Raw genomic sequence first — 24,596 nt, 5'->3', positions numbered from 1 at the left:
CGCCCTTATAGTTCCCCCGGCAATGCAGGACGACCTGTGCCAGCGGGTGGACACACGCGGCCAAACCGGGACAATTCCCGGACAAGTTTGGACAAATCCGGACACATAATTGGCAGGGCGAGGACAGGTATGACCGACACACATCTCAAGGCATTGGCGGCATCGATGCCGTTTGCGAAGACGATCGGGCTGGAGCTGGTTCAGGCCGACCGGGAGGCCGTGATCGGCCGCGTGACCGTGGGCGAGGCGCACTGCACGGCGGGCGCGATTGCCCATGGCGGGTTCCTGATGACGCTGGCCGATTGCGTGGGCGCGATTGGCGCGTTTCTGAGCCTGCCGCCAGAGGCCAAGATGACGACCACGACCGAGAGCAAGACGAACCTGATCTCGGGAGCGCCGGTAGGGACGGTTCTGAGAGCAACTGCCGCACCTGTAAGTGTTGGCCGCCGGCTGCAGGTCTGGCAGACGCGGATCGAAACGGAGGCGGGCAAGCTGGTTGCGCTGACCACCCAGTCTCAGATGAATTTGTAACAAGGAAGACGCATGAAACTCGCCGGTGTCAAAGTTCTCGATCTCTCGGCCTTCCTGCCCGGTCCGCACATGACGATGATGATGGCCGACCATGGGGCCGACGTGATCATGGTGGAGCCGGCCAATGGCGTGGGCGAGCCGGTGCGGGAGATCGGGGAGCGGACGCCGGACGGGACGACCGTGTGGTTTCGCAATGTGGCGCGCGGCAAGCGCAGCCTGAAGCTGAACCTGAAAGACCCTGCCGGTGTGGCGCTGCTGCTGAAGCTCGCCGGGGAGGCGGACGTGTTTGTCGAGGCGTTCCGGCCCGGCGTGGTGAAGCGCCTCGGCGTGGGCTATGAGGCGGTGTCGGCGCGTAACCCCAAGATCGTCTACTGCTCGATCTCTGCCTTCGGGCAGGAAGGGCAACATGTGCAGAAGCCGGCGCATGACCTGGTGGTGCAGGCGATGACGGGGCTGATGGACCTTGGCCGGGGCCTCAGCGATGGGCAGCCCGCGCCCCCGCCTGTTCCATTTGCGGATGCCTCCGCCTCGCTGATGGCGCTGTCGGCGATCCTGATGGCGCTTTACCGGCGCACGCAGACGGGCGAGGGCGATTATATCGACATGTCGATGTATGACGCCGCCATTGCCTGGACGCCGAATGTGCTGGGGCCGACCTTTGGCAAGGGCGCGGCGCCCGAGCCGAAGAAGATGCGCAGCTTTGGCGGGGCGGCGATGAACGCGATCTATCCGACCTCGGATGGCGGGTTTATCGTGATCGGCGGATCGGAAGTGAAGTTTGCCGAGAACCTTCTGACGGCGCTAGGGCGCGTGGACCTTCTGCCCTATGCGAAGATCCCGCCGGGCGATGAGCAGGAGCCGCTGAAGGCCTTCTTCCGCGAGACCTTTGCCAGCAAGACGCAGGCGCATTGGGAGGCGTTCCTGGCGCCGGTGGACTGCTGCTGGGCGGCGGTGCGCAATCTGAAGGAGGCGTTTGACGATCCGTTCACGGCAGAGCGCGGCATGGTGTTCACCGACGCGGATGGCAACCGGCATGTGGGCCCGCCGATCCGCTTTGCGAAGGAGCCGCCGAAGCCGAACCCGAAGCTGGCCGCCTTTGGTGAGCATTCGGTGGAGATCGCGCGTGAGGCGGGGCTGAGCGCGGAGGACGCGGCGGCGCTGAAGGCGCGGGGCGTGATTTAAACTGTTCTGGATGCTTCAGCCATCGAACGGCTCATCCTGAGCGACGTCGAAGGATGAGCCGGGGCTGGCGGTGCGTTGCTTGGCCATCCTTCGACTTTGCTCAGGATGAGTGTTGAGTGGTTTGGCGGCCCGTGCGCCCTGACTAAATCCGCCTACGCATCGCTTCCCATTCTTCCGCCAGCATGGGTCTGTGCTGCGGGTCCGCGATGGCGATCAGCGCGTCGGCGCGCGCGTCGATGCTTTTGCCGCGAAGGCGGGCGGTGCCGTATTCGGTGATGACGACATCCATATCCGTGCGCATGACGGTGACGGCATCGGGCGGGAGGCGGGGGACGATGCGGCTGATTTCGCCGCCTTTGGCGGTGGCCATCAGGGCGGTGATGGCGAGGCCGCCTTCGGAGAGGGCGGCGCCGCGCAGGAAATCGTTGAGGCCGCCTTGCCCCGCCACCTGACGGCCATTGATGAACTCGGCATTCGCCTGGCCGAAGAGATCCACTTCGATCACGGAGTTTATCGCCCGCAGGCGCGGCACGGCGGCCAGCGCACTGGCGAAATGGGTTTTCGAGACGGGGTGGAAGTGGACGCGGGATTCCGTCGCCATCCGGTCGTAGAGGGCCTTCGTGCCGGTGGCGACGCCGGTGTCGACACGCAGGGTGGGGTCAGCGTCGAGCATTCCCAGAACGGGGTCTGACACCATGCCGGAATAGATGCGCAGGCCGCGCCGGCCTTTCAGCGCGGAGAGGATAGCCTGCTGCACATTGCCGACGCCGAATTGCAGCGCGTCGCCTTCATCGATGAGGGCGGCGATGTGGCCTGCGATGGTTTCGAAGACGGATGGGAGCAGGCCGCCGGGAAGCACCAGAATTGGGTGGTCATCCTCCGCTAGCTGATTAAATTTCGACAGCGGGACTTTGGGTGAATTCGGCGGGGCGGGCATTTGCGGATTGATGATGCCCAGGAGGGGCACGCCGCCGCGCGCGAGCATGAGGGGGGAATAATCCGGGCTGACGCCGAGGGAGACGTTCCCCTCCGCATCTGGCGGAGAGACGAGCAGGACGGCGCCATCAAGCGGGGTTTGCGCCATCCAGTGCCATGCCTGGCTGTAGGAGAGAGGCAGGAAGCGGGTTCGGCCAGCCTCGAAAGAGGGGCGCTGGGCGGGGGGCAGGAAGATGGTTTCGGCGCTGGCGTCATGATGGAAGCCGGCCCAGTCGGTTACGTTGATGCCCGCGATCCAGGCGCCGAGGAAGGTGAGGCCGCTGGTGAGCTCCGGGTCTGCCTTGAAGAGGCGGGCGAGGCCGAGAGGCTCTCCACTGGCGCCGCCGATGAAGAGGCGGGCGCGCGCCGGAAGGCGGTGGCGGAACTGCTCGAAGGCATCGGCGAGGCGGGGGAAGGGCAAGGCGTGTCTCCGGGCGGCGCCCTGCCGTGTTAGCCTTTAAGGCGGCCCAATAGAAGAGCCGCCGCAAGGACAGGCCTAGCCGGCCGTTTCCTTCAGGCGGGCGCGGAGGGATTTGCGATCAAGCTTTCCGACAGCGGTTTTCGGAATCGCATCCGTGAAGATGACCTTGTGGGGCTTCTTGTAGGAGGCGATCTGGCCGGCGACATGGGCGATGAGATCGGCTTCGCCTGCCTGCTGGCCGGGGCGGAGGATGACGAAGGCGGTGACGGCTTCGACCCATTTCTCATCCGGCTCGCCGACGACGGCGGCTTCGAGAACAGCCGTGTGGGACATCAGGGCGTCTTCGACCTCTCGCGGGTAGACGTTGTAACCGCCGGAGATGATCATGTCAGACGTGCGGTCTCGCAGGTGGAGGAAGCCGCGCGCATCGAAAAGGCCGACATCGCGGGTGTGGACCCAGCCATCGGGATCGAAAGACTGGGCGGTAAGGTCTGGCGCGTTGAAATAGCCGGCGGCGGAGGATGGTGTCCGTACAAGGATTTCCCCTGCTTCGCCTTTGGGAACGTCATTGCCCTGATCGTCCACCAGGCGGATTTCAACGTCCAGCGCCGGGCGGCCACAGGCGCCGAGCAGGTCGCCCTCATGATCTTCCGGGCGCAGCACAGCCAGGCAGAGGGGAGCTTCGGTCTGGCCGAAATACTGCCAGAACTTTTCCTGGCCGAACTTTGCAATGGCGCGGGTGATGACGGCGCGGGGCATGGGCGAGGCGCCGTAGATGATGTGGCGCAGGCTGGAGAGATCATGCGCGTCGAGGCCGGGGTTTTCCAGCAGCATGTGGAGCATGGTGGGCACGAGGTTGATCGCGGTGACCCGGTGCTGGGCAATGGCAGAGAGGAAGGCATCGGGCGTGAAGGCGGGGAGGACGACCGAGCGGGCCCCGCGCAGCCAGAAGGGCAGGACGAAGGTGCCGCTGGCATGGATCAGCGAGGCGGCGTGGAGCATTGCGTCGTCCTGGCTGACAGGGAAGAGATTGAGCAGGATGTTGCGGCAGATGGCCGCGTAGGAGGCTTGCGTATGCTGGGCCGCCTTCAGCACGCCGGTGGTGCCGGAGGTATACAGGGTAAGGATGATGTCGTCAGGTTTGGCGGCAAGCGGGGGCGGGGTGTCTGGCTGGGTGGCGGCGAGGCGGGAGAGAGCATCGCTGAGGCCGTGGATGGCAAGGCCGGGGGCAGCCTGCGCGAGGGCGATGGCGCGATCGGCAAGGTCTGGGCCATAGATGAGGATGCGGGCGTCTGCCTCGGCCAGCATGCGGGCGTGTTCTTCGACGGAGAGGCGCGCGTTCAGCGGTACGCGGTTGATGCCCGCCTTGACGCAGGCAAAGTCCAGCGGGACGGAAAAGGGGCCGTTGTTGACCAGCAGGCCGGCGCGCGCGCCATGGCCGGCGCCGAGGCCGCGCAGGGCATGGGCGAGGCGGTTTGCTTCCGCATTGATTTCCGCGAAGGTCCACGCCTGGTCGCCGAAGACGATGGCGGTGCGGGCAGCGTTGGCAGCGGCGCCGCGTTCGATCAGGTCAATGCAGAGGGGGCCGGATGAGGGCATGAGCGGGGTCTCCGAGGGTCAGTCTTCGGGCTGGGTGAACTTGCCGTGACGGCCTGCGCCGCCGACAAAGCGCTTTGCCCCGGCGCGGCCTTCGGCGGCGACGATGGGGGCGCTGAGGCGGCCTTCCTGGCGGAGGGCTTCGTCCAGCGGCATATCCCATTGGGCGTAGGCGGAGTAACGGTCTGCCAGCATGCATTGTTGAGGGAAGGCGGCAATCTCCCGAGCGAGCGCCTCGGCGGCGTGGCGCGCGTGACCGGCCGGGACAATGCGGTTGGCCAGGCCCATGGCGAGAGCTTCCTGCGCATCGACCGGGCGGCCGGTGAGGATCATGTCCATCGCGCGGCCCATGCCGACGATACGGGGTAGGCGGACCGTGCCGCCATCAATCAGTGGCACGCCCCAGCGGCGGCAAAAGACGCCAAAGGTGGCGGTTTCCTCCACCACACGCATATCCGCCAGCAGGGCGAGTTCGAGACCGCCGGCGACGGCGTAGCCCGCGACGGCGGCGATGAGGGGCTTGGAGATGGCGAGGCGCGTGGGGCCCATCGGGCCGGAGCCGCTGCCGTCGGAGGTGAGTTCATGGGCGCGGGCGGGATCTTCCAGGGCGGTGAGGTCTGCCCCGGCGCAGAAGTTTCCGTGGGCGCCCCAGAGGACGGCAACGCGCTGGGTATCGTCTGCCTCAAACGCCCGAATGGCATCGCGCAGGGCAAAGGCCATGGGCCTGTCCACCGCATTGCGGCGGTCTGGCCGGTCCATGATGAGGGTGGTGACAGCGCCGTCGATCTCGACGCGCACATGGGCTGGTTCGCTGGCGCCCGTCATGATTGGTTCCCCTGTTTCATATGTTTCAATGTTTGACGAATAATGCCATTTGATGAAACTTGCAATCTTGCCCCTGACGGGAACAGCCGGAGCCCCATGACCACACCCCTGCCTGCTGCGACGGATCTGGTGCTGGACTTTCTTTCGACCGCAAAGGGCGGGCGGATGTCTGCGCAGGACCTCTGCCGGGCGGGCGTCATCATGGGGCTGGCCGAGCCGGTGGTGCGCGTGGCGCTGACCCGGCTGGCGCGGCAGGAGAAGATCCGCAAGACGGAGCGGGGCGTCTATGCCTTTCACCCCGCCTACCGGCCACTTTATGAGGATGTGGGCCATTGGCGCGAGCGGCTGGGCTGGATGGTGGCATGGAAGGGCGGCTGGATCGGCGTGCAGGATGCCGGGCTGAGCGGCGGAGAGCGGACAATTGCGCGGCGGCATCAGCGCGCCCTGGCGCTGCGCGGGTTCCGGACGTGGAAGCCGGGGCTTCATCTGAGGCCGGACAATCTGAAAGGCGGGGTGGGCGCGATGCGGGCGCAGCTTGCCGAACTTGGCCTGAGGACCGAGGCAGACGTGTTTGCCGTTTCCGGGCTGGACCGCGTGCAGGCACAGGCGGCGCAGGGCCTATGGAACGCTGCGGCGCTGAAGGCTGGCTATGTGGCCGAGTTGAAGCGGCTGGCGGCGAGCGAGCGCCGGCTGGTGCGGCTTGGCCCGGAAGCGGCGGCGCGGGAGGGCCTGCTGGTGGGCCGCCAGGTGATTGCGCAGATCGTGCGCGATCCTCTGTTGCCGGAGGAAATTCTGGGCGGTAATGAGCGCGGCCGGCTGGTGGAGGCCATGACCGCCTACCAGACACGCAGCCTCAAGGTGTGGGCATCGGTTCTGGGATCGCGCGAGTTGATCGGCTGAAGCCGGGGTCAGGCCCAGGGCGCGACCATGACCTTGCATTGATGCGTGCGGCTGCGCAGCGCCTCGAAGGCAGCGGGCGCATCTGCCAGCGAGACCGTATCGGTGATCATGGCGCGAGGGGAAACATGGCCAGCGTCCAGCGCATCGATGCAGGCCTGGAACTCGGCCACATCATAGACGACGGAGAAGCGCAGATCGGCTTCCTTGGCGAGGCCGGTGAGCGGCAGGAAGGTATCCGGCTGGAGGCAGACGCCGAGCACGACGACACGGCCACCGGTGCGCACGCAGGCGAGGGCGCGTTGGATCATGCCGGTCTGGCCCACGCATTCGAGGACGACATCTGCCGCGCCGCCAAGGGCTTCTTCAGAGGCGGCCGCCAGGGCGGCGTCATCGCTGGCGGCGATGAAGGCGGTGGCGCCCATTGCCTCGGCCAGCGGTTGGCGGCGGGTGGAGGGCGCAGAGACGGCGACCCGGCTGGCGCCTGCGAGCCTTGCCCAATAGGCTGCGGCAAGGCCGATGGGGCCAGCCCCGATGACCAGGACGCGGTCTCCGGGCTGAACGCCGCCGCGCTTGACGCCGTGCAGGCCGACAGCCAGCGGCTCTACCAGCGCGCCATCATCAAGGGAGAGCGCGGCGGGCAGTGGCAGGCAGCTACCCGCGCCGACCTTCACATATTCGGCATAGCCGCCCGCGATGTCCTCGGTGCCGGTATTGAGGCGGGTGGGGCAGTAGTGCGGATTGCCTGCCAGGCAGGCCCGGCATTTGCCGCAGCCGATATAGGGCAGCGCGGTGACGCGCATGCCCGTCTTCAGGCCCTCCACGCCCTTACCCAAGGCGACGATCTCTCCGGCGAATTCATGGCCCAGGACCACCGGGGGGCGGCAGGTCCAGATATTGTGCTCTGTGCGGTGAAGATCGGTGCCGCAGATGCCGCAACGGCCAACCTTGAGGACCACCTCGCCTTCGCCGGGAGTGGGATCGTCCAGGGTCTCGAGCTGCAGCGGCTGGCCGACGCCGCGAAAGACAAGTGCGCGCATGAAACCTCTCCGTCAAAAAGATAGCTATCACTACCTTTGAGCAGGGCGCAGGGAATGTCAATGCAGCGCAGAGGCAACACCTTGTTGTGGAGGGGCGCGGAATGTTTGAATGTCGGGACCAGAGGGGATCTGGCGGAGAAGATACAGGGCGAGTGAACGGATGAGAGTGCTTCTGGTTGAGGATCATGCCAGCCTGGGGGAAAGCCTGCAGGCGGCGCTGGAGAGCAGCCGGTATGTGGTCGATTGGGTGCGCTCGATTGCCGGGGCGGAGACGGCGCTGGCGGCAACCCGCTATGACCTGATGCTGCTGGACCTGGGCCTGCCCGATGGCGACGGGGTGGACTTCCTGAAGAAATGCCGGCGCAGCGCGGTGGCCATTCCCATTCTTGTGCTGACGGCGCGGGGCGGCCTGAACGACCGGGTGGACGGGCTGGACGGCGGGGCCGACGACTATCTGGTGAAGCCGTTTGACCTGTCCGAGATGCTGTCTCGCTGCCGGGCGCTGCTACGGCGGCCGGGACATATGGAAAGCGATGTGATTGAGCTGGCGGATGTGAAGCTGGATCTTGGCTCTGGCGGGGTTCTGGTGCGCGGGCGGCCGGTGACGCTGCCGCGCCGGGAGCATCAGCTGCTGGCGGCGCTGATGCGCAAGGCGGGGCGGGTAAGCTCGCGGCCCTATCTGGAGAATGCGCTCTACGATCAGAACACACAGGCCGGGCCCAACGCGCTGGAGGCGGCGGTGTCGCGGCTGCGCTCGGTGCTGAAGGAGTACGGATCGGAAGTGTCGCTGCGCACCATAAGGGGTGTGGGCTATGTGCTGAGCGAGGGCGATGGTGGCGCCTAGCTCGAAATGGTCGCTGGAAGCGCGCCTGCGGCGGCGGCTGCTGGGGGTGAGCCTCGGCGTGGGGTTGCTGATGGTGGGGACCGTGGCGTTTGACTATGGCAGCGACGTGACCGACCTGCACCAGGGGCAGGTGCTGGAGATGGCGGAGAAACTGGCCAGCGCGTTCGAGGAGGCGATGCAGCATAGAGACCCATTTGATCCGGATGCGGTGCATAAGGATGGGATCTATGAGAAGTATCCGGAAGCCTATGGCTGGGCTCTGTCTGGGCCGGATGGGCAACCGATGGCGCAGTCGGCGTTCGACTGGTCGGGCATCAAGCGACGGTCTGTTGCCGGGATTGACGAGTGGACGGTGCAGACGCAAGAGGGCTTCTGGCTGGCAGGCAAGGAGTTTGATTGCGGCGGACCAGAGGCCTGCCGTGTCGAGACGATTGTGGCGAGCGACCCGGCCTTCCGGTTTTACCGGATGATCCTCACTGAGGTGACGGTGCATGTGCTGATCCCGCTGCTGCCCTTTGCCGTTCTCAGCTTCTGGGTGGTGACGGGATTTGTACGCCAGACGCTCCGGCCGCTGCGCGAGATTGCCGAGCAGGCGCGGGGCGTTTCGGAGTTCCAGGATATCCGCCCCCTGATCGTGGAGAACCCGCCGGATGAGGTGGTGGATCTGGTGCGGGCGCTGAATGGCAGCCTGGACCGGCTGGCCGCCGCCATGGAGCGGGAGCGGGCGTTCATTCTGGACGCATCCCACACGCTGCGCACGCCGCTGGCTGCCCTGAAAGCGCGGTTGCAGCAGGATGGCGGCCATGCCGACCTTGCCAAGCTGCGCCAGGATACCGATGCGCTGATCCGGCTGAGCATGCAGCTGCTGGCGCATGCCAATGCCGACCGGCTGAGCGTGCTGCCGGGGCAGTCCATAGATGTCAGTGATCTGATCATGGATATTGTGGTGCGGATGGAACCGCTGGCGCGGCAGGCCGGGGTTGATCTGGGCTGTGAGGGCTGTGACACGCCGGTCAGGGCGGTGGCCGATCCGGACGCGCTGTCGATCGCCGTGATCAACCTCATTGAAAACGCCATCCAGCATTCGGCAGAGGGCGCCCCGATCACTGTGGCGCTGCAGCAGGGGCCGCTGCGCATTTCGGTGATCGATCAGGGCGCGGGTATCCCGGAAGGCAAGCTGGCGGAGGTAACCAAACGCTTTGCGCGCGGCAGCGACGGGCGCAGCCAGGGCGCGGGGCTGGGCCTCTCCATCGTGGAGCAGATCATGCGGGCGCATGGCGGACGGCTGGATCTGCGCCGCAATGCCGGGGCGGGGCTGACAGCAACGCTGCACTTTACAGCGGCGGCGTGACGCGGCGGGGCGTTTACATCTGCAGCCACGCCTGAAACACTCGGCAGGATATCAGCATTGGAGGAAAGCGGCATGTTTGAAGGCAAGGTGTGGTGGATCACGGGGGCATCTTCCGGCATCGGCGCGGCGGTGGCGCAGGCATTGTCGGCGGCGGGGGCGAAGCTGATCCTGTCTGGCCGGAATGTGGGCGCGCTGGAAGAGGTGAAGGCGCAGCTTAAGACAGATGCGCTGGTGCTGCCGTTTGAGGCGACGGATTATTCCGCCCTGCCGGGCGCGGTGGAGACGGCCTGGAACTGGGCCGGGCGTGTGGACGGCCTGGTCAACAATGCCGGCATCTCGCAGCGCTCGATGGCGGTGGATACGGTGTTTGATGTGTATCAAAAGATCATCGCCATCGACCTGCTGGCGCCGATTGCGCTGACGCAGGCGCTGCTGCCGAAGATGGTGGGCGCGGGCGGCGGGCAGATCGTGGCAATCTCCAGCGTGGCGGGCATTGCCGGGCCGCCGCTGCGCAGCGCCTATAGCGCGGCCAAGGCGGGCCTGATCGGCTATAATGACAGCCTGCGCGCGGAGACGGCGCATCAGGGCATCAAGGTTCTAGTGGTGGCGCCGGGCTCTGTGAAGACGAATGTGTCGAAGAATGCGCTGGACGGGTCTGCCAATGCGCGCGGCTTCAGCGATACGGCCATCGACAATGGTATGCCTGCGGAGGAAGCGGCGCGGCGGATTCTGGAGGCGCTGAAAGACGGCGTGCGCGAACTGGTGCTGGCCGAGGGCATGGAGGCGGAGATCGCCCGCTTGCGCCGGGCCGACCCGGACAAACTGTTCGACCTGATGGCCCAGATGGTGGCGCAGGGCTATGCGCAGCAGATGGGCGTGAAGGACAAGAGCTAGGCCGGCAATTTCCGGCGCATTTCAAGATTAGGTCAATTGTCCTATTGCGCGATTAGGGCGATTGTCCTAATCAGGGTTGGAGGCTGGGCCGCAGGGCCCGGCGAAGCTTCTGGCCTTGGGGGCGAGTATGGGCGCGCGGGATACACGCGAAGAGATCGTGGCGGCGGCCGACGACCTGTTTTACCAGCGGGGCTTTGACCACACTTCCTTTGCCGACATTGCCGGGGCGGTGAAGCTGTCGCGGGGCAATTTCTATTACCATTTCCGCACCAAGGACGAGATCCTCGACGCGGTGATCGACCGGCGCCTTGAGACAACGCGCGCGATGCTGGCGGGCTGGGCGGCGGAAGGCGTTTCCCCCGTGGCGCGCATCGAATCCTTTATCCGTATCCTGATCATGAACCAGACCAGAATCATGGCCTATGGCTGTCCTGTGGGGACGCTGTGCCAGGAGCTGGCAAAGCTGGACCATGCGGCCAGGGCGCGGGCGGCGGATGTGTTTGCGCTGTTCCGGGACTGGCTGGCGGCAGAGTTTGAAGCGCTGGGCGCAGGCGATGAGGCCGGCGCGCTGGCGCTGCATGTGCTGGGCTGGTCTCAGGGCACAGCAACGCTGGCCAATGCGTTCAAGGATGAGGCGTTTGTCCGGCGGGAGGTGGACGGCATGTGCGCCTGGCTGGCGGCGCAGGCAAAGCGCTTTGCCAGGGCGCGGCGCTGATTGTTTCAGGAGGGAGAGGCAGATGTATTTCGTTCAATTGAAGTTTGCAGCCAACAAGGCAGCGGCGCCGCAATTCATGGAGGCGCACAATGCCTGGATCGGCGAGGGATTTGCCGATGGTGTGTTCCTGGTGACGGGCAGCCTGGCGCCCGGCCTGGGCGGGGCCGTGCTGGCGCACAACACCTCCCGCGAAGCGCTGGAAGCGCGCGTGGCGGCAGACCCATTCGTGGCGGAAGGCATTGTCAGTGCCGAGATCAGTGAAGTGAAGCCGGGGCGCGTGGATGCGCGGCTGGAATTTCTGAAAGCCTGAGGCGGCAGACAGGCGGATGGCCCGCCTGCCGCTCCGGGTACCGCTCAGGCGCTTCTGTATGTGCTCTGACGGTCCAGCATCCAGCCGGGATATTCTTCCGGCAGGCGGGAAACGTCGTTCAGGCGGGCAAGGTCTTCCGGGCTGAGGCTGACCTTTGTGGCGCCGATATTGTCCGCAAGCTGGTCTGGCCGTTTGGCGCCGATGATGACGCTGGTGACGGCTTTCTGATGCAGCAGCCAGGCAAGCGCGATCTGGGCGACGCTGGCGCCTTTGGCGGCGGCGATTTCCCGCATCGTCTCAATGGCGGCGTAACCGCGATCCATGTTGACGGGCGGGAAATTGAAGGTGGCCCGGCGGCCGTCATTGCCACGGCCTTCCCGGTCATACTTGCCGGAGAGATACCCGCCAGCCAGCGGGCTCCAAACCATGAGGCCAACCTTTTCAGCCGTCAGCATGGGGATGACTTCGCGCTCAAGATCGCGCCCGGCGAGGGTGTAATACGCCTGCAGCGAGATGATGGGGGCAAGCTGGCGCAGCTGGGTGACGCCGATGGCTTTCATTACCTGCCACGCCGCCCAATTGGAGAGCCCCAGATACCGAACGGCGCCCTTTTGCACGAGGGAGTTCAGCGCTTCGAGGGTTTCTTCCATCGGCGCGGCGGTGTCGAAGCCGTGGATCTGGTAGAGGTCTATATGATCGAGACCGAGGCGTTTGAGGCTGGCTTCGGCCTGGTAGAGGATGTGGCCGCGGGAGGCGCCGCGATTGTTCGGGCCTTCGGACATGGGGCCAAGCACCTTGGTGGCGATGACGACCTCATGCCGGGGCACGCCCAGATTGCGCAGGGACTGGCCGAGAATTTCCTCGCTGCGGCCCATGGAATAGATGTTGGCGGTGTCGATGAAGTTGATGCCTGCATCGAGCGAGGCTTTGACGAGGCTGTCGGCTTCTTCCTGCTGGAGTTGGCCGATCATGCCCCACATGCCTTCGCTGCCGCCGAAGGTCATTGTGCCTAGGCAGAGTTCGGAAACGAAAAGGCCGGAATTGCCGAGTTGTCGCATACGCATGGGGAGGGCTCCGTTCTGAGGGATTGGAATGGCCCTGATTTAAGCCCTGCAGGCGGCGCTGTCCGGTGACGATCCTCTCAAAGTCTTGCCCAATTCTCTCAAATGCCTGTGAGGGGCATCGCCCCGCGCGGGAGAATGTGGTTTTGTGATTCCATGACCGATGATCTCAAGACCCTTGCAGACCTGTTGGACCAGCACGCCCGCCATTATGGCCGGGAGACGCCGGTGGACGGCCTGCTGCTGACCCGGACCGAAGCGCCGATGGAAATCCGCTCGGTTTACCGGCCGTCCTTCTGCGCCGTACTGCAGGGCGGGAAGGTTTCGATGCTGGGCGAGCGGGCGTTTCACTATGGGGCCGGGCAAGGATTGCTGGCGTCAGTGGATGTGCCGGTGACGGCGCGGATAGTGGAGGCCTCGCCAGAGCGGCCCTACCTTGCTTTCAGTGTGGAGATTGATCCGGCGATGGTGGCCGGGATGCTGCCGGCGCTGGCGGGCGAGGCGGCGGCCGAACCTGCCTTCACGGCGCTGCACACCGACAAGCTGGACGAGGCCCTGATGGACCCGCTGGGCCGTCTGCTGCGGCTGCTGGATAATCCGCGCGATATTCCGGTGGTGGCGCCGCTGGTGAAGCGGGAGATCGTCTGGCGGCTGCTCAACGGATCTCTCGGCCCGATGCTGCGCCATATGGGGCTGCGGGACAGTCAGGCGGCGCGGATCGGCCGGGCGACGGCATGGATACGCGATCATTTCCGCGAGCCGCTGCGAGTGCCCGATCTGGCCGAGATGGCGGGGATGAGCCTTGCCTCCTTTCACCGCCACTTCAAGGCGGTGACGACCCTCTCGCCTGTGCAGTTCCAGAAGCTGGTGCGGCTGCAGGAAGCGCGGCGGATGCTGCTGGAAAACCATGAGGTCTCCGCCGTGGGCTATGCCATCGGGTATGAAAGCGCGTCGCACTTCAACCGGGATTACCGGCGCCAGTTCGGCGCGCCGCCGGGCCGGGACGTGGCCGCCATCCGCGCGCTGGTGACGCGGGAATTGGCGTGAGCGGCTAATCTTCCTCGGGCGGCTCGACCGCGTTCATCCAGGCGAAGAGCGGCTTCAGGGGCAAAATCCAGAGCACGCCGGCCAGGATATAGAACGGCATTTGCACCCAGCCGGGCAAGGTGCCGACCGGGCCGCTGAGCGAGCCGATGGCCATGACATAGACCACCAGCCAGGCCAGCATCATCAGCATGGCGAGGGGCTTTCGCGGGTTCCGCATGGGCGTTTGACCTTCCGTGACTGTTGGCTGCGACTTCAGCGACCCTTGATCGCGGCGCGCGTCAAGTGATCTAGGCGTCATGACCACAAGCGCAATTTCTCCCGTTGCCGCAGGCTGGATCCGCCGCTGGCTGATCCTTCTGGGCCTTATGGTGTATGCCATCATTCTGGTGGGCGGGGCCACGCGCCTCACCGATTCCGGACTGTCCATCACCGAATGGAACCCTGTCAGCGGCGCCCTGCCGCCGATGAACGAGGCCGACTGGCTGATCGAGTTCGAGAAGTATCGCACGACCACGCAATACCAACTGACCAATGCCGGCATGTCGCTGTCGGAGTTCCAGTTCATATTCTGGTGGGAATGGGGCCACCGGCAGATTGGTCGGCTGATCGGGCTGGTGGCGGTGGCGGGCTTTGCCGTCTTTGCCTGGCGCCGCTGGCTGGGGCAGGGGCTCGGGCTGAAGCTGGTGGGCCTGATCGCGCTCGGCGGCCTGCAAGGCGCGATCGGCTGGTGGATGGTGTCCAGCGGCATTGGCGATACGGACCGCATCTCCGTGGCGCCTTACCGGCTGATGACGCATTTCACGCTGGCGCTGCTGATCCTGGCGGTGATCACCTGGCTGTGGCTGGATCTTGGCCCGCAGAAACGGGAGGGCGCGCCAAAGGCGGCCCGGCGGGCGGCTCTGGCGCTGATGCTGCTGATCTTCGTGCAGATGGCGGCGGGCGCGCTGGTGGCGGGGCTGGACGCGGGGCGCACCTATACCGACTGGCCGCTGATGGCGGGGGAAGTGTTCCCGTCTCATTATATACATGCCGAACTGGGCATTCGCAGCTTCTTCGAGGGGCGCGAGGCGACCCAGTTCAACCACCGCCTGCTGGCCTATGGCCTCTGGGCGGGCAGCCTGGCGGCAGCCTGGGCCTTCCGGAAGACGGCGGTGCGGCGGGAGTTTGCGTTCCTGGCGGTGCTGGTGTCAGCGCAGGCGGCGTGGGGTATCCTGACGCTGCTGAATGCGGCCCCGATGGGCTTGGCTCTCGTGCACCAGGGGCTGGGCGTGGTGACCACGCTGTGGGCCGTCTACACGGTGTGGCGTGCAGGCGGCCCGGAAACGCGGCTTAGTCCTTCAGCGTAATTGCGCTGGGATCAACGAACACAACCTGATGGGTGCCCTCGCTGGTTTCGCCGGCGATGACGACCACGCCGCCGGGATAGCCGCCGGCGGGCAGAGAGCCATGCGCGGTGACAGCGGTGGGGGCGTCCGGCGCGGTCACGGTGATTCCATCGCGGACGGTAATGGAACTCGTGGTCATCCCGAGATCTGTAGAGATCTGCAGCGGGCCGCCTTCCTCGATGGAGAGGAGGGCGGCGTTGTCCCCGCGCGTCAGCGAGGCGGAGGCAGCCGAGCGGGGCGAGGCGACCAGCGTGTCATAGGCAAAGACGCAGGAGGTGATCGGGAAACCGGCTTCGGTCGCGTCTTCTTCTTCCCAGGTCAGCTCATCGCCTGACTGGCCGATGACGCCGGTGCGCAGCAGGCGATTGTTGGAGATCGTCCAGTAGGCGATGCGCATCAGCCCCTGCGAGCCGGCCTCTCCGCTGCAGAGGCCTTCCACGGCCCGCTGTTCGGGAATGGGCAGGTCAATCTGGGCCGGGGCCACCAGCCCTTCGCCGAAGACATAGGCCTTCAGCGCGCCGTCTGCGGTCACACCGGGGAAGAGGGTGAGCTGGGTGCCCTGGATGCTGGATGCGCGGCCATCGGCGATGTCTTTGAGATGGAATCGCGTCGGTTCGCCCAGACGGTCGCCTTCCATGTCGAAAAATTCGAGCCCGCCAGCGTCATAAGCGACCGCCAGAATAGCTCCAGAGCCCGTAGAGAGGGCCACATCGCGAACTTTTCCCTGCAAGGGGCGGGTCGACCAGACGGCTGGAAGCTCTATTTCTCCTGATATTACAGGGTCTTGAGTTGGGGTCTCAGTCGGGGTCTCTTGCCGTCCACAGGCTGTTGCCGCAAAAAGCAGGCTCAGCCCGGCGGCTGCGTTGACAAAGGGAAACGCGGCGCTTAAACGCCAGCCCTTAATTTGCATTCCTGGAACTCCGAAAGTAGAGGCTCTGAGCAGAGCGATGAAAACGTATAACGCACCCGTCGGGGTAGAGAACAAGTGGGTCGTGATCGACGCGACGGACGTCGTTGTCGGACGCCTTGCTTCTTACGTCGCCAAACGCCTTCGCGGCAAGCACCGCCCTGACTTTACTCCGCATGTGGATACCGGCGATCACATCGTCGTTATCAATGCCGAGAAGGCCGTGTTCACCGGCAACAAGCTGACCGACAAGGTTTATTACCGCCACACCGGCTATCCGGGCGGTATCAAGGAAACCACGGCTGGCAAGATCCTTTCCGGCCGCTTCCCGGAGCGCGCCATTGAGCTCGCTGTGAAGCGTATGATGCCGCGCGAGAGCGCGCTGTCGCGCAAACAGTTCGGCAAGCTGCGTATCTACGCTGGCGCCGAGCACCCGCACACTGCACAGGCGCCCGAAGTCGTCGACTTCAAGGCGATGAACCGCAAAAACTCGAAAACGGCCTGATAAACATGACCGACACCTCCAACTCGCTGCAAGACCTTGGCGCCATGACCGGCGCACCTTCCGCCCAGCCGGTGAAAGCCGCTGAGCCGAAGATCGATGCCCAGGGCCGTTCCTACGGCACCGGCCGCCGCAAGGAAGCTGTCGCCCGCGTCTGGATCAAGCGTGGCACTGGCAAGATCATCATCAATGGCCGCGACCAGGAGCAGTATTTTGCTCGCCCGGTTCTGCGCATGGTGATTGCCCAGCCGCTGATCGAAGCTGGCCGCGAAAGCGAGTTCGATGTGATCGCGACTGTCAAAGGTTCAGGCCTCATGGGTCAGGCCGGTGCTGTGCGTCACGGCATCTCCCGCGCCCTCGTGGCTTATGAGCCGGGCCTGCGCGCCGTTCTGAAGCCGTTCGGCTTCATGACCCGCGACCCGCGCGTTGTTGAGCGTAAGAAGTACGGCAAAGCAAAAGCTCGCCGCAGCTTCCAGTTCTCGAAGCGCTAATCGCAGCAGCACATATCCAATGTCTGGCGGGCGCTTCGGAAACGGAGCGCCCGTTTGTTTTGGGGTTTACCTCGCTGGAACCCCTCTCCCTTGGGAGAGGGGCAGGGGTGAGGGGGAACTCCGCCAAACGTGAAATGCACCGCTTCGGCGTTGCGCTCCCTCACCCCCACCCCCCTCTCCCGAGGGAGAGGGGGCTTAAGGAAATTGAGGACGGCCCATGAACCCCAAGGTTTTCATTGATGGCGAAGCCGGGACGACCGGCCTTCAGATTTCGGAACGGTTGAAGGACCGGAAGGATCTCGAGTTGATCTCGATCCATCCTGACAAGCGCAAGGACGTGGATGAGCGCGCGCGCCTGATCAACAAGGCGGACGTGGTGATCCTCTGTCTGCCCGATGACGCGGCGCGCCTGGCGGTCAGCCTGGTGACCAACCCCAATACGGTGATCATTGACGCCTCCACCGCCCACCGGGTTTCGCCGGGCTGGGTGTATGGCTTTGCGGAACTGGACAAGGGCCAGCGCGCGGCGATTGCGGCGGCCAAGCGCATTTCCAATCCGGGTTGCTATCCCACCGGCTTCATCGCCCTGGTGCGCCCACTGGTGACGGCGGGGATCATCCCGCATGACTGGCCGGTGACGGTGAATGCCGTCTCGGGCTATTCGGGCGGCGGCAAGCCGATGATTGCCGAGTTCGAGGAGCGCCAGACGCAGGACAATTTCCGCATCTACGCGCTTGGGCAGCAGCACAAGCACCCGCCGGAAATGAAGAAGTTCACCGGCCTCTCCCATGTGCCGATGTTCACGCCGGCCGTGGGGCGTTACGCGCAGGGCATGATCGTTGAAGTGCCGCTGCCGCTCTGGGCGTTGCCCGGCAAGCCAAAGCGCAAGGACATCCACAAGACGCTCAGCGCGGCCTATGCGGGCGAAAAGTTCGTGAAGGTTGTTCCGCTTGCGGACGGTGACGCGCTGAAGGGGCTTGATGCCGAAGGCTGCAACGACACCAACCGCCTTGAAATCTACGTCTTCGGCACCGACGAGCAAGCCCGCCTCGTGGCGCGGCTGGACAATCTCGGCAAGGGCGCTTCGGGCGCGGCGGTGCAGAACCTCAACATCGCGCTGGGGCTGGACGAGGGCGCGGGGCTGGTGGCTTAAGCCCTTACCTCCTGCTGCGCGGGAGGGGGGCTAAGGAAGCGCCTACAGCGGCGGTAGCCGGATGTCTTCCAGGCGTACTTTCACATAGCTGCCCGGCGCGGGGCCGAGGCCCATGTCCTTAGGTTCCACGGCCTTGACCTTGCGGCCGGATTTCGGCTTCAGCCAGGCCCACCAGGTAGGCCACCAGCTGCCCGGTGTTTCGGTGGCGGTCTGCAGCCATTCCTTGGCCGAGCCGGCCTCAAGGCTGGCATTGGTCCAGTGCTGATATTTCTTTGCGTCCGGATGGTTCACCACGCCGGCGATATGTCCGGACCCGGACAGAATGAAGGTGGTGTCCCCCCCAAAGCGCTTGGCGGAACGGTAGACGCTTTCGAAGGGGACGATGTGATCGTCCTTAGAGGCCTGCAGCATCACGGGGATCTGGATATTCCCCATGTTCACTGTCTCTCCGAGTACGGCGTATTCGCCGCGAGCGAGGCGATTTTCCGCATAACATTCAGAGAGATAGCGCTTGTGCACCGGGCCGGGAATATTGGTCTGGTCGGCGTTCCAGTAGAGCAGGTCAAACGGGCGCGGGTCCTTGCCCAGCATGTACTGGTCGATCACATAGCGCCAGACCAGATCAATCGGGCGCAGCCAGTTGAACGTCTCATACATGTCCTTGCCGGGCATGATGCCGCCATGGTTGTCAATGATGCCATAGACATAGTTTCTGCCCGGACCATCGGTGAAGACCTTCAGGTCTCCGGCGAGTTCAAAGTCTGACTGTGAGGCGAAGAAGGTGGCCGAGTCGATCTTGTCATAGCCGGTGGCGGCCATGTGGCCGAGGGCGGAGGTCAGCAGTGTGCCGCCAATGCAATAGCCTACGGCATTCAGGCTCTTGGCGCCGGCGGCCTGCAGCGCGGCCTCGACGCCAGCATAGATGCCTTTCTTGACGTAATCGTCCCAGGTGTAATCCTTGGTAACGCCATCGGCCGAGCGCCAGGAAACGACGAAAACCGTCAGCCCACGGTCTACCAGCCAGCGGATCATCGAGTTCTTTTCCTGCAGGTCCAGGATGTAGAACTTGTTGATCCAGGGCGGGAAGATGATCAGGGGTTTGGAATATACCGTTTCCTGCGTCGGGGCGAACTGGAGAAGTTCGATCAGGTCGTTGCGGAAGACGACCTGGCCCGGCGCCGTGGCGATGTTCTCGCCCAGCTTGAAGGGGGTCTCGTCGGTCTGGGTGATGTGCAGCTTGCCCCCGCCCTTGCGCACATCTTCGCGCGCCATGCGGATGCCCGCCAGCACGCTTTCCCCGCCGCTCTCGATGAAGGCTTTCAGCGCCTGCGGATTGGTGCCCAGGAAGTTTGTGGGCGAGAGGCTGTCGGTGAGCAGCTGCATGAAGAATTTGGCGCGCAGGTGGATCGGTTCTTCCAGATCCGGGGCGCGGTCTGCCAGGCTCATCATCCAGCGGGCGTTGAGATCGTATGCCTTGCGGATGAATTTGAAGGTGGGGTTCGCCTGCCATTCGGGATCGGAAAAGCGCTTGTCCTTTTCCGGCTTGGGCGCGTCGGCGGCCAGGCTTTCGGTCACCATCTCCTGCCACAGGCCCATCCAGCCCTGCATCAGGTCCATGTTCGCCTGCATCAGCGCCATGGGGTTGCGCGCCAGGCTCATGCCGACCTGGCCGAACGCATCACCCGCGCCCATCGGGTCGCCCTGCGTAACGGTGCCCAGCGGGCCGGAGCCGGTCAGAACTTCTGTGAGAAGGGCCTGGGATTCTGTATTTGCCAGCGCCAGAGTGGTCATCAGCACTTGCAGACGTGCCGGGTCCTGCGCCATCAGCAGGGATGCGATGGAAGGTGTGTCGGCCGATGGTGTTTTGTTTCCGCCCATATGTCGTAGTTTCGCCCGCTTCTTTGGGCTTATCTATCCTTTAGAATGTTTGTCATTTAATGAGCTTAACCATGAAAAACACGGCGATTCCCCTCCTGATTGTACCGGTCCTGCTCATTGCGGGATGTTCATCTTCCTATGCGAAGGTGCGGGAGACGGTGAATAACGCCCCGGCATGGTATGGTGAGCGCCGCGCGGAGATACGCGGGGAAGGGTATCCTGACCTTTCCACCCTGCCAAAGGTTGATCCGCAAAATGTGCCCGGAAAGACACTGGAAGCCCAGTTAAACCGGGGCAACGAGCTGGCAAAAGAGTTTGCAGGCGCCCGAGCGGAAGTGGCGGTGGGCGGAGCTGAGGAAATCCGCGCCATCGCCGCGAGCATGATTGGGGGTTTTGGCGATATCCCGCCGGAATCCGATTTCCTTACCGAAGCCGAAATCGCTGCCATCCGCAGCCAGTTCAACGTTCCCCGCGTCACACAAGACGAATTTTGAGACCTCTGAAAATGAACACCGACTTTCACAAGATCCGGCGCCTTCCGCCTTACGTGTTTGAACAGGTGAACCGCACAAAAGCGGCGCTGCGCGCCAAAGGCGCTGACATCATCGACCTGGGCATGGGCAATCCAGACTTGCCGACGCCGAAACATATCGTCGACAAGCTGGTCGAAACCGCCCGCAAGCCGGATGTGAACGGCTACTCCGCCTCACGCGGCATTCCGGGTCTGCGCCGCGCGCTGACCGACTATTACAAGCGCCGCTTCGATGTGGTGCTGGACAAGGACCGGGAGGTCATCGTCACGCTCGGCTCCAAGGAGGGGTTTGCCAACCTTGCCCAGGCCATCTCTGCGCCGGGCGATGTGATCCTGGCGCCGGACCCGTCCTATCCGCTGCACCATTTCGGCTTCATCATTGCCGGGGCCTCGATCCGCGGCGTGCCGGCGCATACGCCGGAGCAGTACCTGTCAAACCTTGGCCGGGCGGTGAAATATTCCGTGCCCCCGCCGACCGCGATGGTGCTGTGCTTCCCGTCCAACCCGACGGCGGCTGTCTGCGATCTCGACTTCTACAAGGAGGCCGTGAAGTTCGCCAAGAAGCACGACCTCTGGGTGCTGTCGGACCTGGCCTATAACGAGATCTATTTCGACGAGCCCACACCCTCGATCCTTCAGGTGGATGGGGCGAAAGACATCGCGGTGGAATTCACCACCATGTCCAAGACCTATTCGATGGCCGGCTGGCGAATGGGCTTTGTGGCGGGCAATGAAAAGCTCGTCGGCGCGCTCGCCCGCGTTAAGTCTTACCTCGATTACGGCGCCTATACACCGATCCAGGTGGCCGCCGTGGCGGCGCTCGACGGTCCGCAGCAATGCGTGGACGAGACCCGCGCGATCTACAAGGCGCGCCGCGACGTGCTGGTCGATAGCTTCACCCGCGCGGGCTGGCCGGTGCCGAGCCCGAAGGCCTCGATGTTTGCCTGGGCGCCGATCCCCGAACAGCTACGCCATCTGGGTAGCCTCGAGTTTGCCCTTCAGCTGATCAACGAGGCACATGTGGCCGTCGCCCCCGGCGCGGGCTTTGGCGAGCATGGCGATGATTACGTCCGCATCGCGCTGGTCGAGAATGAGCAGCGCATCCGCCAGGCTGGCCGCAACATCCGGAAGTTTCTTGCGTCGCGAGGCGTGAAGGAGATCAAGCCGGTGGTGGCGGCGGAGTAAGCATGGCGCACAAAAGCCGGAAGCTACTAGTCGGAACTGGCTGGATACTGGGTGGTGTCCTGATGGTTTTTGCGCTTCTGGCTGCCTTTATAGGATGGGTCACGTCATCTTACACCATAGGTGTTGAGGTGGCGCCGATGGGGATTGCCTTCTTCGCCGTTATAGGGGGCGCTTGCGGGCTTGCAGCTCAAAGGCTTTGGGGCGCCATCCTACGTTCTCGTAGTTCATCATGAGCGAAGTCGTGGAACGAGTTGCGAAATGGGACGTGGGATCAACGTCTCGGGGCCTTCCCCCGCGCGCCCAAAAAGGGTAGGCAGCAGCCCGAAGCGTAAGAGATGAAAAGGGGCGCCTTGTGGGGCCTTTGAGAATTGGAATTGCCGGCCTTGGCCATGTGGGCTGCGGGCTGATCGAACTGGTGCAGCGTCAGGATCGCCTTCGTCTGCCGGGCAGGGTGGAGATTGCGGGCGTCAGCGCGCGCTCCCAGAGCCGCAACCGGCCGGTCAACACCGATGGCTATACCTGGTTTGACGATGCCGCGACGCTGGCCGAAGACCCGAATGTGGACGTGTTCGTCGAACTCGTCGGCGGATCGGACGGCCCGGCCAAGTTTGCCGTGGAATCGGCCCTGCGCGCCGGGAAACACGTTGTCACCGCCAACAAGGCGCTGATTGCCAAGCATGGCAACATGCTGGCCGCGCTGGCCGCCGAAAAGCAGGTGGACCTGCTGTTCGAGGCCGCTGTGGCTGGCGGCATCCCCGTGGTGCGCGTGCTGCGCGACAGCCTGGCGGGCACCGAAGTGACCCGCGTTTCGGGCATTCTCAACGGCACCTGCAATTTCATCACCTCCACCATGCTGGAAACCGGCCGTTCCTATGAGGATGTGCTGGAGGAAGCCCAGAAGCGCGGCTACGCCGAAGCTGACCCGACGCTGGACGTCTCGGGCATGGACGCGGCCCACAAGGCGGCGATCCTTTCGGCCATCGCTTTTTCCGCCGATCTGGACTTCTCCAAGGTTTCCGTGCGCGGCATCGAGCAGATCGGCCTTCTGGACCTGCGCCTCGCCGACCGGCTGGGTTTCCGTATCAAACTGATCGCCGAGGGCGTGCTGACGCCGGCGGGCGTTGTGTGCCGGGTTGAACCGATGGCGCTGCCGCTTGGCCATGCGCTGTCGCGGATTGACGGGTCGCTGAACTCTGTCCGCGTGGAAGGCGATCCTCTCGGCGCGGTGGTGCTGACGGGGCCTGGCGCCGGTTCCGGCCCGACGGCGAGCGCGGTGATGGGGGATGTGGCAAAGCTCTTCCGCCCGGCCATCCGCAATGCCTTTGGCCGCGCCCAGCACCATGTGGCCCAGCCCTTCGTTAACGGCGGCCAGGAGGAGATTTCGCCCTTCTTCCTGCGCGTGCGCCTGACCGACAAACCCGGCACGCTGGCCGCATTAACCGAAGCGCTGGCTGAAGAAGGCGTTTCGGTGGACAAGTTGTTGCAGGATTCGGCCGATGAAACGGGCGCCAGCCCCGTGGCCGTAGTGAGCCATCGTTGCCCCCGGCGGCAGATTCTTTCTGCCATTGCCCGGATCGAGGCGCTTGGCGTGACCGTTGAAGCGCCCAGACTGATCAGAATAGAGACGGCAAGCTAATTGCTTAGGCCGCCCCAACCCCTACGAATGACGACCCGATTGCGGAGAAAGACATGGATAACAGCGTACTGACCTCGAGCCTTGCAGACGCCATGGTGCGCGTGACCGAGGAGACAGCCATCGCTTCTGAGCGCCTGGCCGGGCGCGGCGACGAGAAGAAGGCCGATGCCGCCGCAGTGGACGCGATGCGGTCTGCTTTCAATGCCGTGGATTTCAAAGGCCGCGTCGTGATCGGCGAAGGCGAGCGGGATGAAGCCCCGATGCTGTATATCGGCGAGGAAGTCGGCACCGGAAATGGCCCGGAGATCGACATCGCGCTCGACCCGCTGGAAGGCACCACGCTGACCGCCAAGGCGATGGCCAATGCCCTGGCCGTTCTGGCGATTGCCCCGCGCGGCGGCCTGCTGCATGCGCCCGACACCTATATGGACAAGCTGGCCATTGGCCCTGGCTATCCGGAAGGCATTATCAGCCTGGATGCTTCGCCAGCCGACAATATCAAGGCGCTGGCCAAACATACCGGCCGCAAGGTGGAGGACATGACCGTCTGCGTGCTGGACCGCCCGCGCCACCAGGATATCATCGACTCGCTGCGCTCGGCCGGCGCGCGCATTGCGCTGATCACGGACGGCGATGTGGCCGGCGTGATCGCAACGACCAACTCGCTGACCGGCATCGACATGTATGTCGGCCAGGGCGGGGCGCCGGAAGGCGTGCTCGCGGCAGCGGCACTTAAGTGCGTGGGCGGACAGATGTTTGGCCGTCTCGTTTTCCGGAATGACGACGAGAAGAAGCGCGCAAGCCGCGTGGGCATTACCGATTTCGGCAAGACCTACAGCCTCAATGAACTGGCTTCGGGCGAGACCGTTTTCTGCGCCACCGGCGTGACCAAGGGCAACCTGCTGGACGGCGTTCTGCACCGTGATGGCCGCGTGCATACCCATACGCTGGTGATGACGTCCACGGACGGCATGGTGCGCTATGTGCGCAGCGCGCGGAAGATCTGAGGGCGGCTTTCTTTCTTGATCTTTGAAGACACCGGCGGGGCAGGGCTTCGCCGGTGTTTTTTGTTTTGGGCAGCAGCGAGGGCCGGAACGCGCCTTTTTGAGGCGGCCGGTTTTGGGGAAAGGGCGGAGAGAAGGTCCCGGATAATCGCTTCGCGATTTCCGGGATGACTCGGATTTTTAGCTAGGAGGTGTCGGGGTGTGGGGCTCCCCCCTCCGCCCCTGCGGGGCACC

The 24,596-nt window shown here is 64.5% G+C and carries 25 protein-coding genes; 17 read left to right on the top strand and 8 right to left on the bottom strand.

Annotated features, from left to right (window positions below; translation table 11 throughout):
- Positions 1 to 129: 129 nt before the first annotated feature.
- Together ACQKI2_RS17895 and ACQKI2_RS17890 are read left to right on the top strand one after the other, a co-directional pair.
- Complete coding sequence (locus tag ACQKI2_RS17895) at positions 130 to 531, top strand: PaaI family thioesterase (RefSeq protein ID WP_427380981.1); 402 nt, start codon at positions 130 to 132, stop codon at positions 529 to 531.
- A gap of 12 nt (positions 532 to 543) precedes the next feature.
- Positions 544 to 1,713, top strand: a complete 1,170-nt coding sequence (locus ACQKI2_RS17890; protein ID WP_427380980.1) for a CaiB/BaiF CoA transferase family protein — start codon at positions 544 to 546, stop codon at positions 1,711 to 1,713.
- 142 nt (positions 1,714 to 1,855) lie between these two features.
- Here ACQKI2_RS17890 and ACQKI2_RS17885 read toward each other — a convergent pair whose 3' ends face one another.
- From ACQKI2_RS17885 to ACQKI2_RS17875, 3 genes are all read right to left on the bottom strand, one after another.
- The gene (locus ACQKI2_RS17885; RefSeq protein ID WP_427380979.1) at positions 1,856 to 3,109 is read right to left on the bottom strand and encodes an acetyl-CoA hydrolase/transferase family protein; all 1,254 of its coding nucleotides are present in this window, start codon (positions 3,107 to 3,109) and stop codon (positions 1,856 to 1,858) included.
- A 75-nt stretch (positions 3,110 to 3,184) separates the two neighbouring features.
- Positions 3,185 to 4,708, bottom strand: coding sequence for a class I adenylate-forming enzyme family protein (locus ACQKI2_RS17880; RefSeq protein ID WP_427380978.1), 1,524 nt, complete (start codon positions 4,706 to 4,708; stop codon positions 3,185 to 3,187).
- An 18-nt stretch (positions 4,709 to 4,726) separates the two neighbouring features.
- A complete protein-coding gene (locus ACQKI2_RS17875) occupies positions 4,727 to 5,530 on the bottom strand; it encodes a crotonase/enoyl-CoA hydratase family protein (protein ID WP_427380977.1) in 804 nt (267 codons plus the stop codon).
- Positions 5,531 to 5,626: 96 nt separating this feature from the next.
- Between ACQKI2_RS17875 and ACQKI2_RS17870 the strand changes: the two genes are divergently transcribed.
- On the top strand, positions 5,627 to 6,430 hold the full coding sequence (locus ACQKI2_RS17870; protein WP_427380976.1) for a PaaX family transcriptional regulator: 804 nt from the start codon (positions 5,627 to 5,629) through the stop codon (positions 6,428 to 6,430).
- Between the two features lie 8 nt (positions 6,431 to 6,438).
- Here ACQKI2_RS17870 and ACQKI2_RS17865 read toward each other — a convergent pair whose 3' ends face one another.
- The gene (locus ACQKI2_RS17865) at positions 6,439 to 7,467 is read right to left on the bottom strand and encodes a zinc-dependent alcohol dehydrogenase (RefSeq protein WP_427380975.1); all 1,029 of its coding nucleotides are present in this window, start codon (positions 7,465 to 7,467) and stop codon (positions 6,439 to 6,441) included.
- Positions 7,468 to 7,627: 160 nt separating this feature from the next.
- Between ACQKI2_RS17865 and ACQKI2_RS17860 the strand changes: the two genes are divergently transcribed.
- From ACQKI2_RS17860 to ACQKI2_RS17840, 5 genes are all read left to right on the top strand, one after another.
- Complete coding sequence (locus ACQKI2_RS17860) at positions 7,628 to 8,311, top strand: response regulator (protein WP_427380974.1); 684 nt, start codon at positions 7,628 to 7,630, stop codon at positions 8,309 to 8,311.
- A complete protein-coding gene (locus ACQKI2_RS17855) occupies positions 8,298 to 9,662 on the top strand; it encodes a sensor histidine kinase (protein ID WP_427380973.1) in 1,365 nt (454 codons plus the stop codon). Before ACQKI2_RS17860 ends, ACQKI2_RS17855 begins: the two co-directional genes overlap by 14 nt.
- A 72-nt stretch (positions 9,663 to 9,734) precedes the next feature.
- On the top strand, positions 9,735 to 10,556 hold the full coding sequence (locus tag ACQKI2_RS17850) for an SDR family NAD(P)-dependent oxidoreductase (protein ID WP_427380972.1): 822 nt from the start codon (positions 9,735 to 9,737) through the stop codon (positions 10,554 to 10,556).
- A gap of 127 nt (positions 10,557 to 10,683) precedes the next feature.
- Positions 10,684 to 11,271 (top strand): TetR/AcrR family transcriptional regulator, encoded by a 588-nt coding sequence (locus ACQKI2_RS17845; protein WP_427380971.1) that lies wholly within the window; start codon positions 10,684 to 10,686, stop codon positions 11,269 to 11,271.
- Between the two features lie 22 nt (positions 11,272 to 11,293).
- Positions 11,294 to 11,581, top strand: coding sequence for a YciI family protein (locus tag ACQKI2_RS17840; RefSeq protein WP_427380970.1), 288 nt, complete (start codon positions 11,294 to 11,296; stop codon positions 11,579 to 11,581).
- 44 nt (positions 11,582 to 11,625) lie between these two features.
- Here ACQKI2_RS17840 and ACQKI2_RS17835 read toward each other — a convergent pair whose 3' ends face one another.
- Positions 11,626 to 12,645, bottom strand: a complete 1,020-nt coding sequence (locus ACQKI2_RS17835) for an aldo/keto reductase (protein WP_427380969.1) — start codon at positions 12,643 to 12,645, stop codon at positions 11,626 to 11,628.
- Between the two features lie 153 nt (positions 12,646 to 12,798).
- On the opposite strand from ACQKI2_RS17835, the gene ACQKI2_RS17830 reads away from it, so the two are divergent.
- Positions 12,799 to 13,689 (top strand): AraC family transcriptional regulator N-terminal domain-containing protein, encoded by an 891-nt coding sequence (locus ACQKI2_RS17830; RefSeq protein ID WP_427380967.1) that lies wholly within the window; start codon positions 12,799 to 12,801, stop codon positions 13,687 to 13,689.
- Between the two features lie 4 nt (positions 13,690 to 13,693).
- Here the strand turns inward: ACQKI2_RS17830 and ACQKI2_RS17825 are convergent, their stop codons facing one another.
- On the bottom strand, positions 13,694 to 13,906 hold the full coding sequence (locus tag ACQKI2_RS17825) for a DUF2842 domain-containing protein (RefSeq protein ID WP_427380966.1): 213 nt from the start codon (positions 13,904 to 13,906) through the stop codon (positions 13,694 to 13,696).
- Between the two features lie 79 nt (positions 13,907 to 13,985).
- On the opposite strand from ACQKI2_RS17825, the gene ACQKI2_RS17820 reads away from it, so the two are divergent.
- Positions 13,986 to 15,035: a COX15/CtaA family protein gene (locus ACQKI2_RS17820; protein WP_427380965.1), complete on the top strand. Its 1,050-nt coding sequence runs from the start codon at positions 13,986 to 13,988 to the stop codon at positions 15,033 to 15,035.
- Here ACQKI2_RS17820 and ACQKI2_RS17815 read toward each other — a convergent pair.
- Positions 15,019 to 15,783, bottom strand: coding sequence for a hypothetical protein (locus ACQKI2_RS17815; RefSeq protein WP_427380964.1), 765 nt, complete (start codon positions 15,781 to 15,783; stop codon positions 15,019 to 15,021). The two genes, ACQKI2_RS17820 and ACQKI2_RS17815, sit on opposite strands and share 17 nt — an antisense overlap.
- Before the next feature lie 238 nt (positions 15,784 to 16,021).
- On the opposite strand from ACQKI2_RS17815, the gene rplM reads away from it, so the two are divergent.
- The 3 genes from rplM to argC all read left to right on the top strand — a co-directional run bounded on the left by rplM (position 16,022) and on the right by argC (position 18,127).
- A complete protein-coding gene (gene rplM, locus ACQKI2_RS17810; protein WP_035600832.1) occupies positions 16,022 to 16,486 on the top strand; it encodes a 50S ribosomal protein L13 in 465 nt (154 codons plus the stop codon).
- A gap of 44 nt (positions 16,487 to 16,530) precedes the next feature.
- On the top strand, positions 16,531 to 16,974 hold the full coding sequence (gene rpsI / locus ACQKI2_RS17805; protein ID WP_199285923.1) for a 30S ribosomal protein S9: 444 nt from the start codon (positions 16,531 to 16,533) through the stop codon (positions 16,972 to 16,974).
- 217 nt (positions 16,975 to 17,191) lie between these two features.
- Complete coding sequence (gene argC / locus ACQKI2_RS17800; RefSeq protein WP_427380963.1) at positions 17,192 to 18,127, top strand: N-acetyl-gamma-glutamyl-phosphate reductase; 936 nt, start codon at positions 17,192 to 17,194, stop codon at positions 18,125 to 18,127.
- Between the two features lie 42 nt (positions 18,128 to 18,169).
- Here argC and phaC read toward each other — a convergent pair whose 3' ends face one another.
- Positions 18,170 to 20,005 (bottom strand): class I poly(R)-hydroxyalkanoic acid synthase, encoded by a 1,836-nt coding sequence (phaC, locus tag ACQKI2_RS17795; RefSeq protein ID WP_427380962.1) that lies wholly within the window; start codon positions 20,003 to 20,005, stop codon positions 18,170 to 18,172.
- Between the two features lie 71 nt (positions 20,006 to 20,076).
- Between phaC and ACQKI2_RS17790 the strand changes: the two genes are divergently transcribed.
- From ACQKI2_RS17790 to glpX, 4 genes are all read left to right on the top strand, one after another.
- Entirely contained in the window at positions 20,077 to 20,499 is a 423-nt protein-coding gene (locus tag ACQKI2_RS17790; RefSeq protein ID WP_427380961.1) for a hypothetical protein, read from the top strand.
- Between the two features lie 11 nt (positions 20,500 to 20,510).
- Positions 20,511 to 21,722, top strand: a complete 1,212-nt coding sequence (locus ACQKI2_RS17785; RefSeq protein ID WP_427380960.1) for an LL-diaminopimelate aminotransferase — start codon at positions 20,511 to 20,513, stop codon at positions 21,720 to 21,722.
- A 352-nt stretch (positions 21,723 to 22,074) separates the two neighbouring features.
- Positions 22,075 to 23,358: a homoserine dehydrogenase gene (locus tag ACQKI2_RS17780; RefSeq protein WP_427380959.1), complete on the top strand. Its 1,284-nt coding sequence runs from the start codon at positions 22,075 to 22,077 to the stop codon at positions 23,356 to 23,358.
- A gap of 53 nt (positions 23,359 to 23,411) precedes the next feature.
- Positions 23,412 to 24,365, top strand: a complete 954-nt coding sequence (glpX, locus tag ACQKI2_RS17775) for a class II fructose-bisphosphatase (RefSeq protein ID WP_427380958.1) — start codon at positions 23,412 to 23,414, stop codon at positions 24,363 to 24,365.
- The last annotated feature ends 231 nt before the right edge of the window (positions 24,366 to 24,596 follow it).

Origin of the sequence: Hyphomonas sp. NPDC076881 (assembly GCF_050269995.1) — a bacterium.
In the GTDB taxonomy this organism is placed as follows: domain Bacteria; phylum Pseudomonadota; class Alphaproteobacteria; order Caulobacterales; family Hyphomonadaceae; genus Hyphomonas.
Note: the sequence above shows the minus strand (reverse complement) of the source record. Positions and strands in the feature narration are given on the sequence as shown.

Coding starts and splice junctions, on each gene's coding strand:
- ACQKI2_RS17835 (WP_427380969.1), bottom strand. CDS start 12,645: ATGCGTATGCGACAACTCGGCAATTCCGGCCTTTTCGTTTCCGAACTC.
- ACQKI2_RS17825 (WP_427380966.1), bottom strand. CDS start 13,906: ATGCGGAACCCGCGAAAGCCCCTCGCCATGCTGATGATGCTGGCCTGG.
- ACQKI2_RS17860 (WP_427380974.1), top strand. CDS start 7,628: ATGAGAGTGCTTCTGGTTGAGGATCATGCCAGCCTGGGGGAAAGCCTG.
- ACQKI2_RS17895 (WP_427380981.1), top strand. CDS start 130: ATGACCGACACACATCTCAAGGCATTGGCGGCATCGATGCCGTTTGCG.
- glpX (WP_427380958.1), top strand. CDS start 23,412: ATGGATAACAGCGTACTGACCTCGAGCCTTGCAGACGCCATGGTGCGC.
- ACQKI2_RS17870 (WP_427380976.1), top strand. CDS start 5,627: ATGACCACACCCCTGCCTGCTGCGACGGATCTGGTGCTGGACTTTCTT.
- ACQKI2_RS17785 (WP_427380960.1), top strand. CDS start 20,511: ATGAACACCGACTTTCACAAGATCCGGCGCCTTCCGCCTTACGTGTTT.
- ACQKI2_RS17820 (WP_427380965.1), top strand. CDS start 13,986: ATGACCACAAGCGCAATTTCTCCCGTTGCCGCAGGCTGGATCCGCCGC.
- argC (WP_427380963.1), top strand. CDS start 17,192: ATGAACCCCAAGGTTTTCATTGATGGCGAAGCCGGGACGACCGGCCTT.
- ACQKI2_RS17845 (WP_427380971.1), top strand. CDS start 10,684: ATGGGCGCGCGGGATACACGCGAAGAGATCGTGGCGGCGGCCGACGAC.
- ACQKI2_RS17850 (WP_427380972.1), top strand. CDS start 9,735: ATGTTTGAAGGCAAGGTGTGGTGGATCACGGGGGCATCTTCCGGCATC.
- ACQKI2_RS17840 (WP_427380970.1), top strand. CDS start 11,294: ATGTATTTCGTTCAATTGAAGTTTGCAGCCAACAAGGCAGCGGCGCCG.
- rpsI (WP_199285923.1), top strand. CDS start 16,531: ATGACCGGCGCACCTTCCGCCCAGCCGGTGAAAGCCGCTGAGCCGAAG.
- ACQKI2_RS17830 (WP_427380967.1), top strand. CDS start 12,799: ATGACCGATGATCTCAAGACCCTTGCAGACCTGTTGGACCAGCACGCC.
- phaC (WP_427380962.1), bottom strand. CDS start 20,005: ATGGGCGGAAACAAAACACCATCGGCCGACACACCTTCCATCGCATCC.
- ACQKI2_RS17790 (WP_427380961.1), top strand. CDS start 20,077: ATGAAAAACACGGCGATTCCCCTCCTGATTGTACCGGTCCTGCTCATT.
- ACQKI2_RS17875 (WP_427380977.1), bottom strand. CDS start 5,530: ATGACGGGCGCCAGCGAACCAGCCCATGTGCGCGTCGAGATCGACGGC.
- ACQKI2_RS17855 (WP_427380973.1), top strand. CDS start 8,298: ATGGTGGCGCCTAGCTCGAAATGGTCGCTGGAAGCGCGCCTGCGGCGG.
- rplM (WP_035600832.1), top strand. CDS start 16,022: ATGAAAACGTATAACGCACCCGTCGGGGTAGAGAACAAGTGGGTCGTG.
- ACQKI2_RS17865 (WP_427380975.1), bottom strand. CDS start 7,467: ATGCGCGCACTTGTCTTTCGCGGCGTCGGCCAGCCGCTGCAGCTCGAG.
- ACQKI2_RS17890 (WP_427380980.1), top strand. CDS start 544: ATGAAACTCGCCGGTGTCAAAGTTCTCGATCTCTCGGCCTTCCTGCCC.
- ACQKI2_RS17880 (WP_427380978.1), bottom strand. CDS start 4,708: ATGCCCTCATCCGGCCCCCTCTGCATTGACCTGATCGAACGCGGCGCC.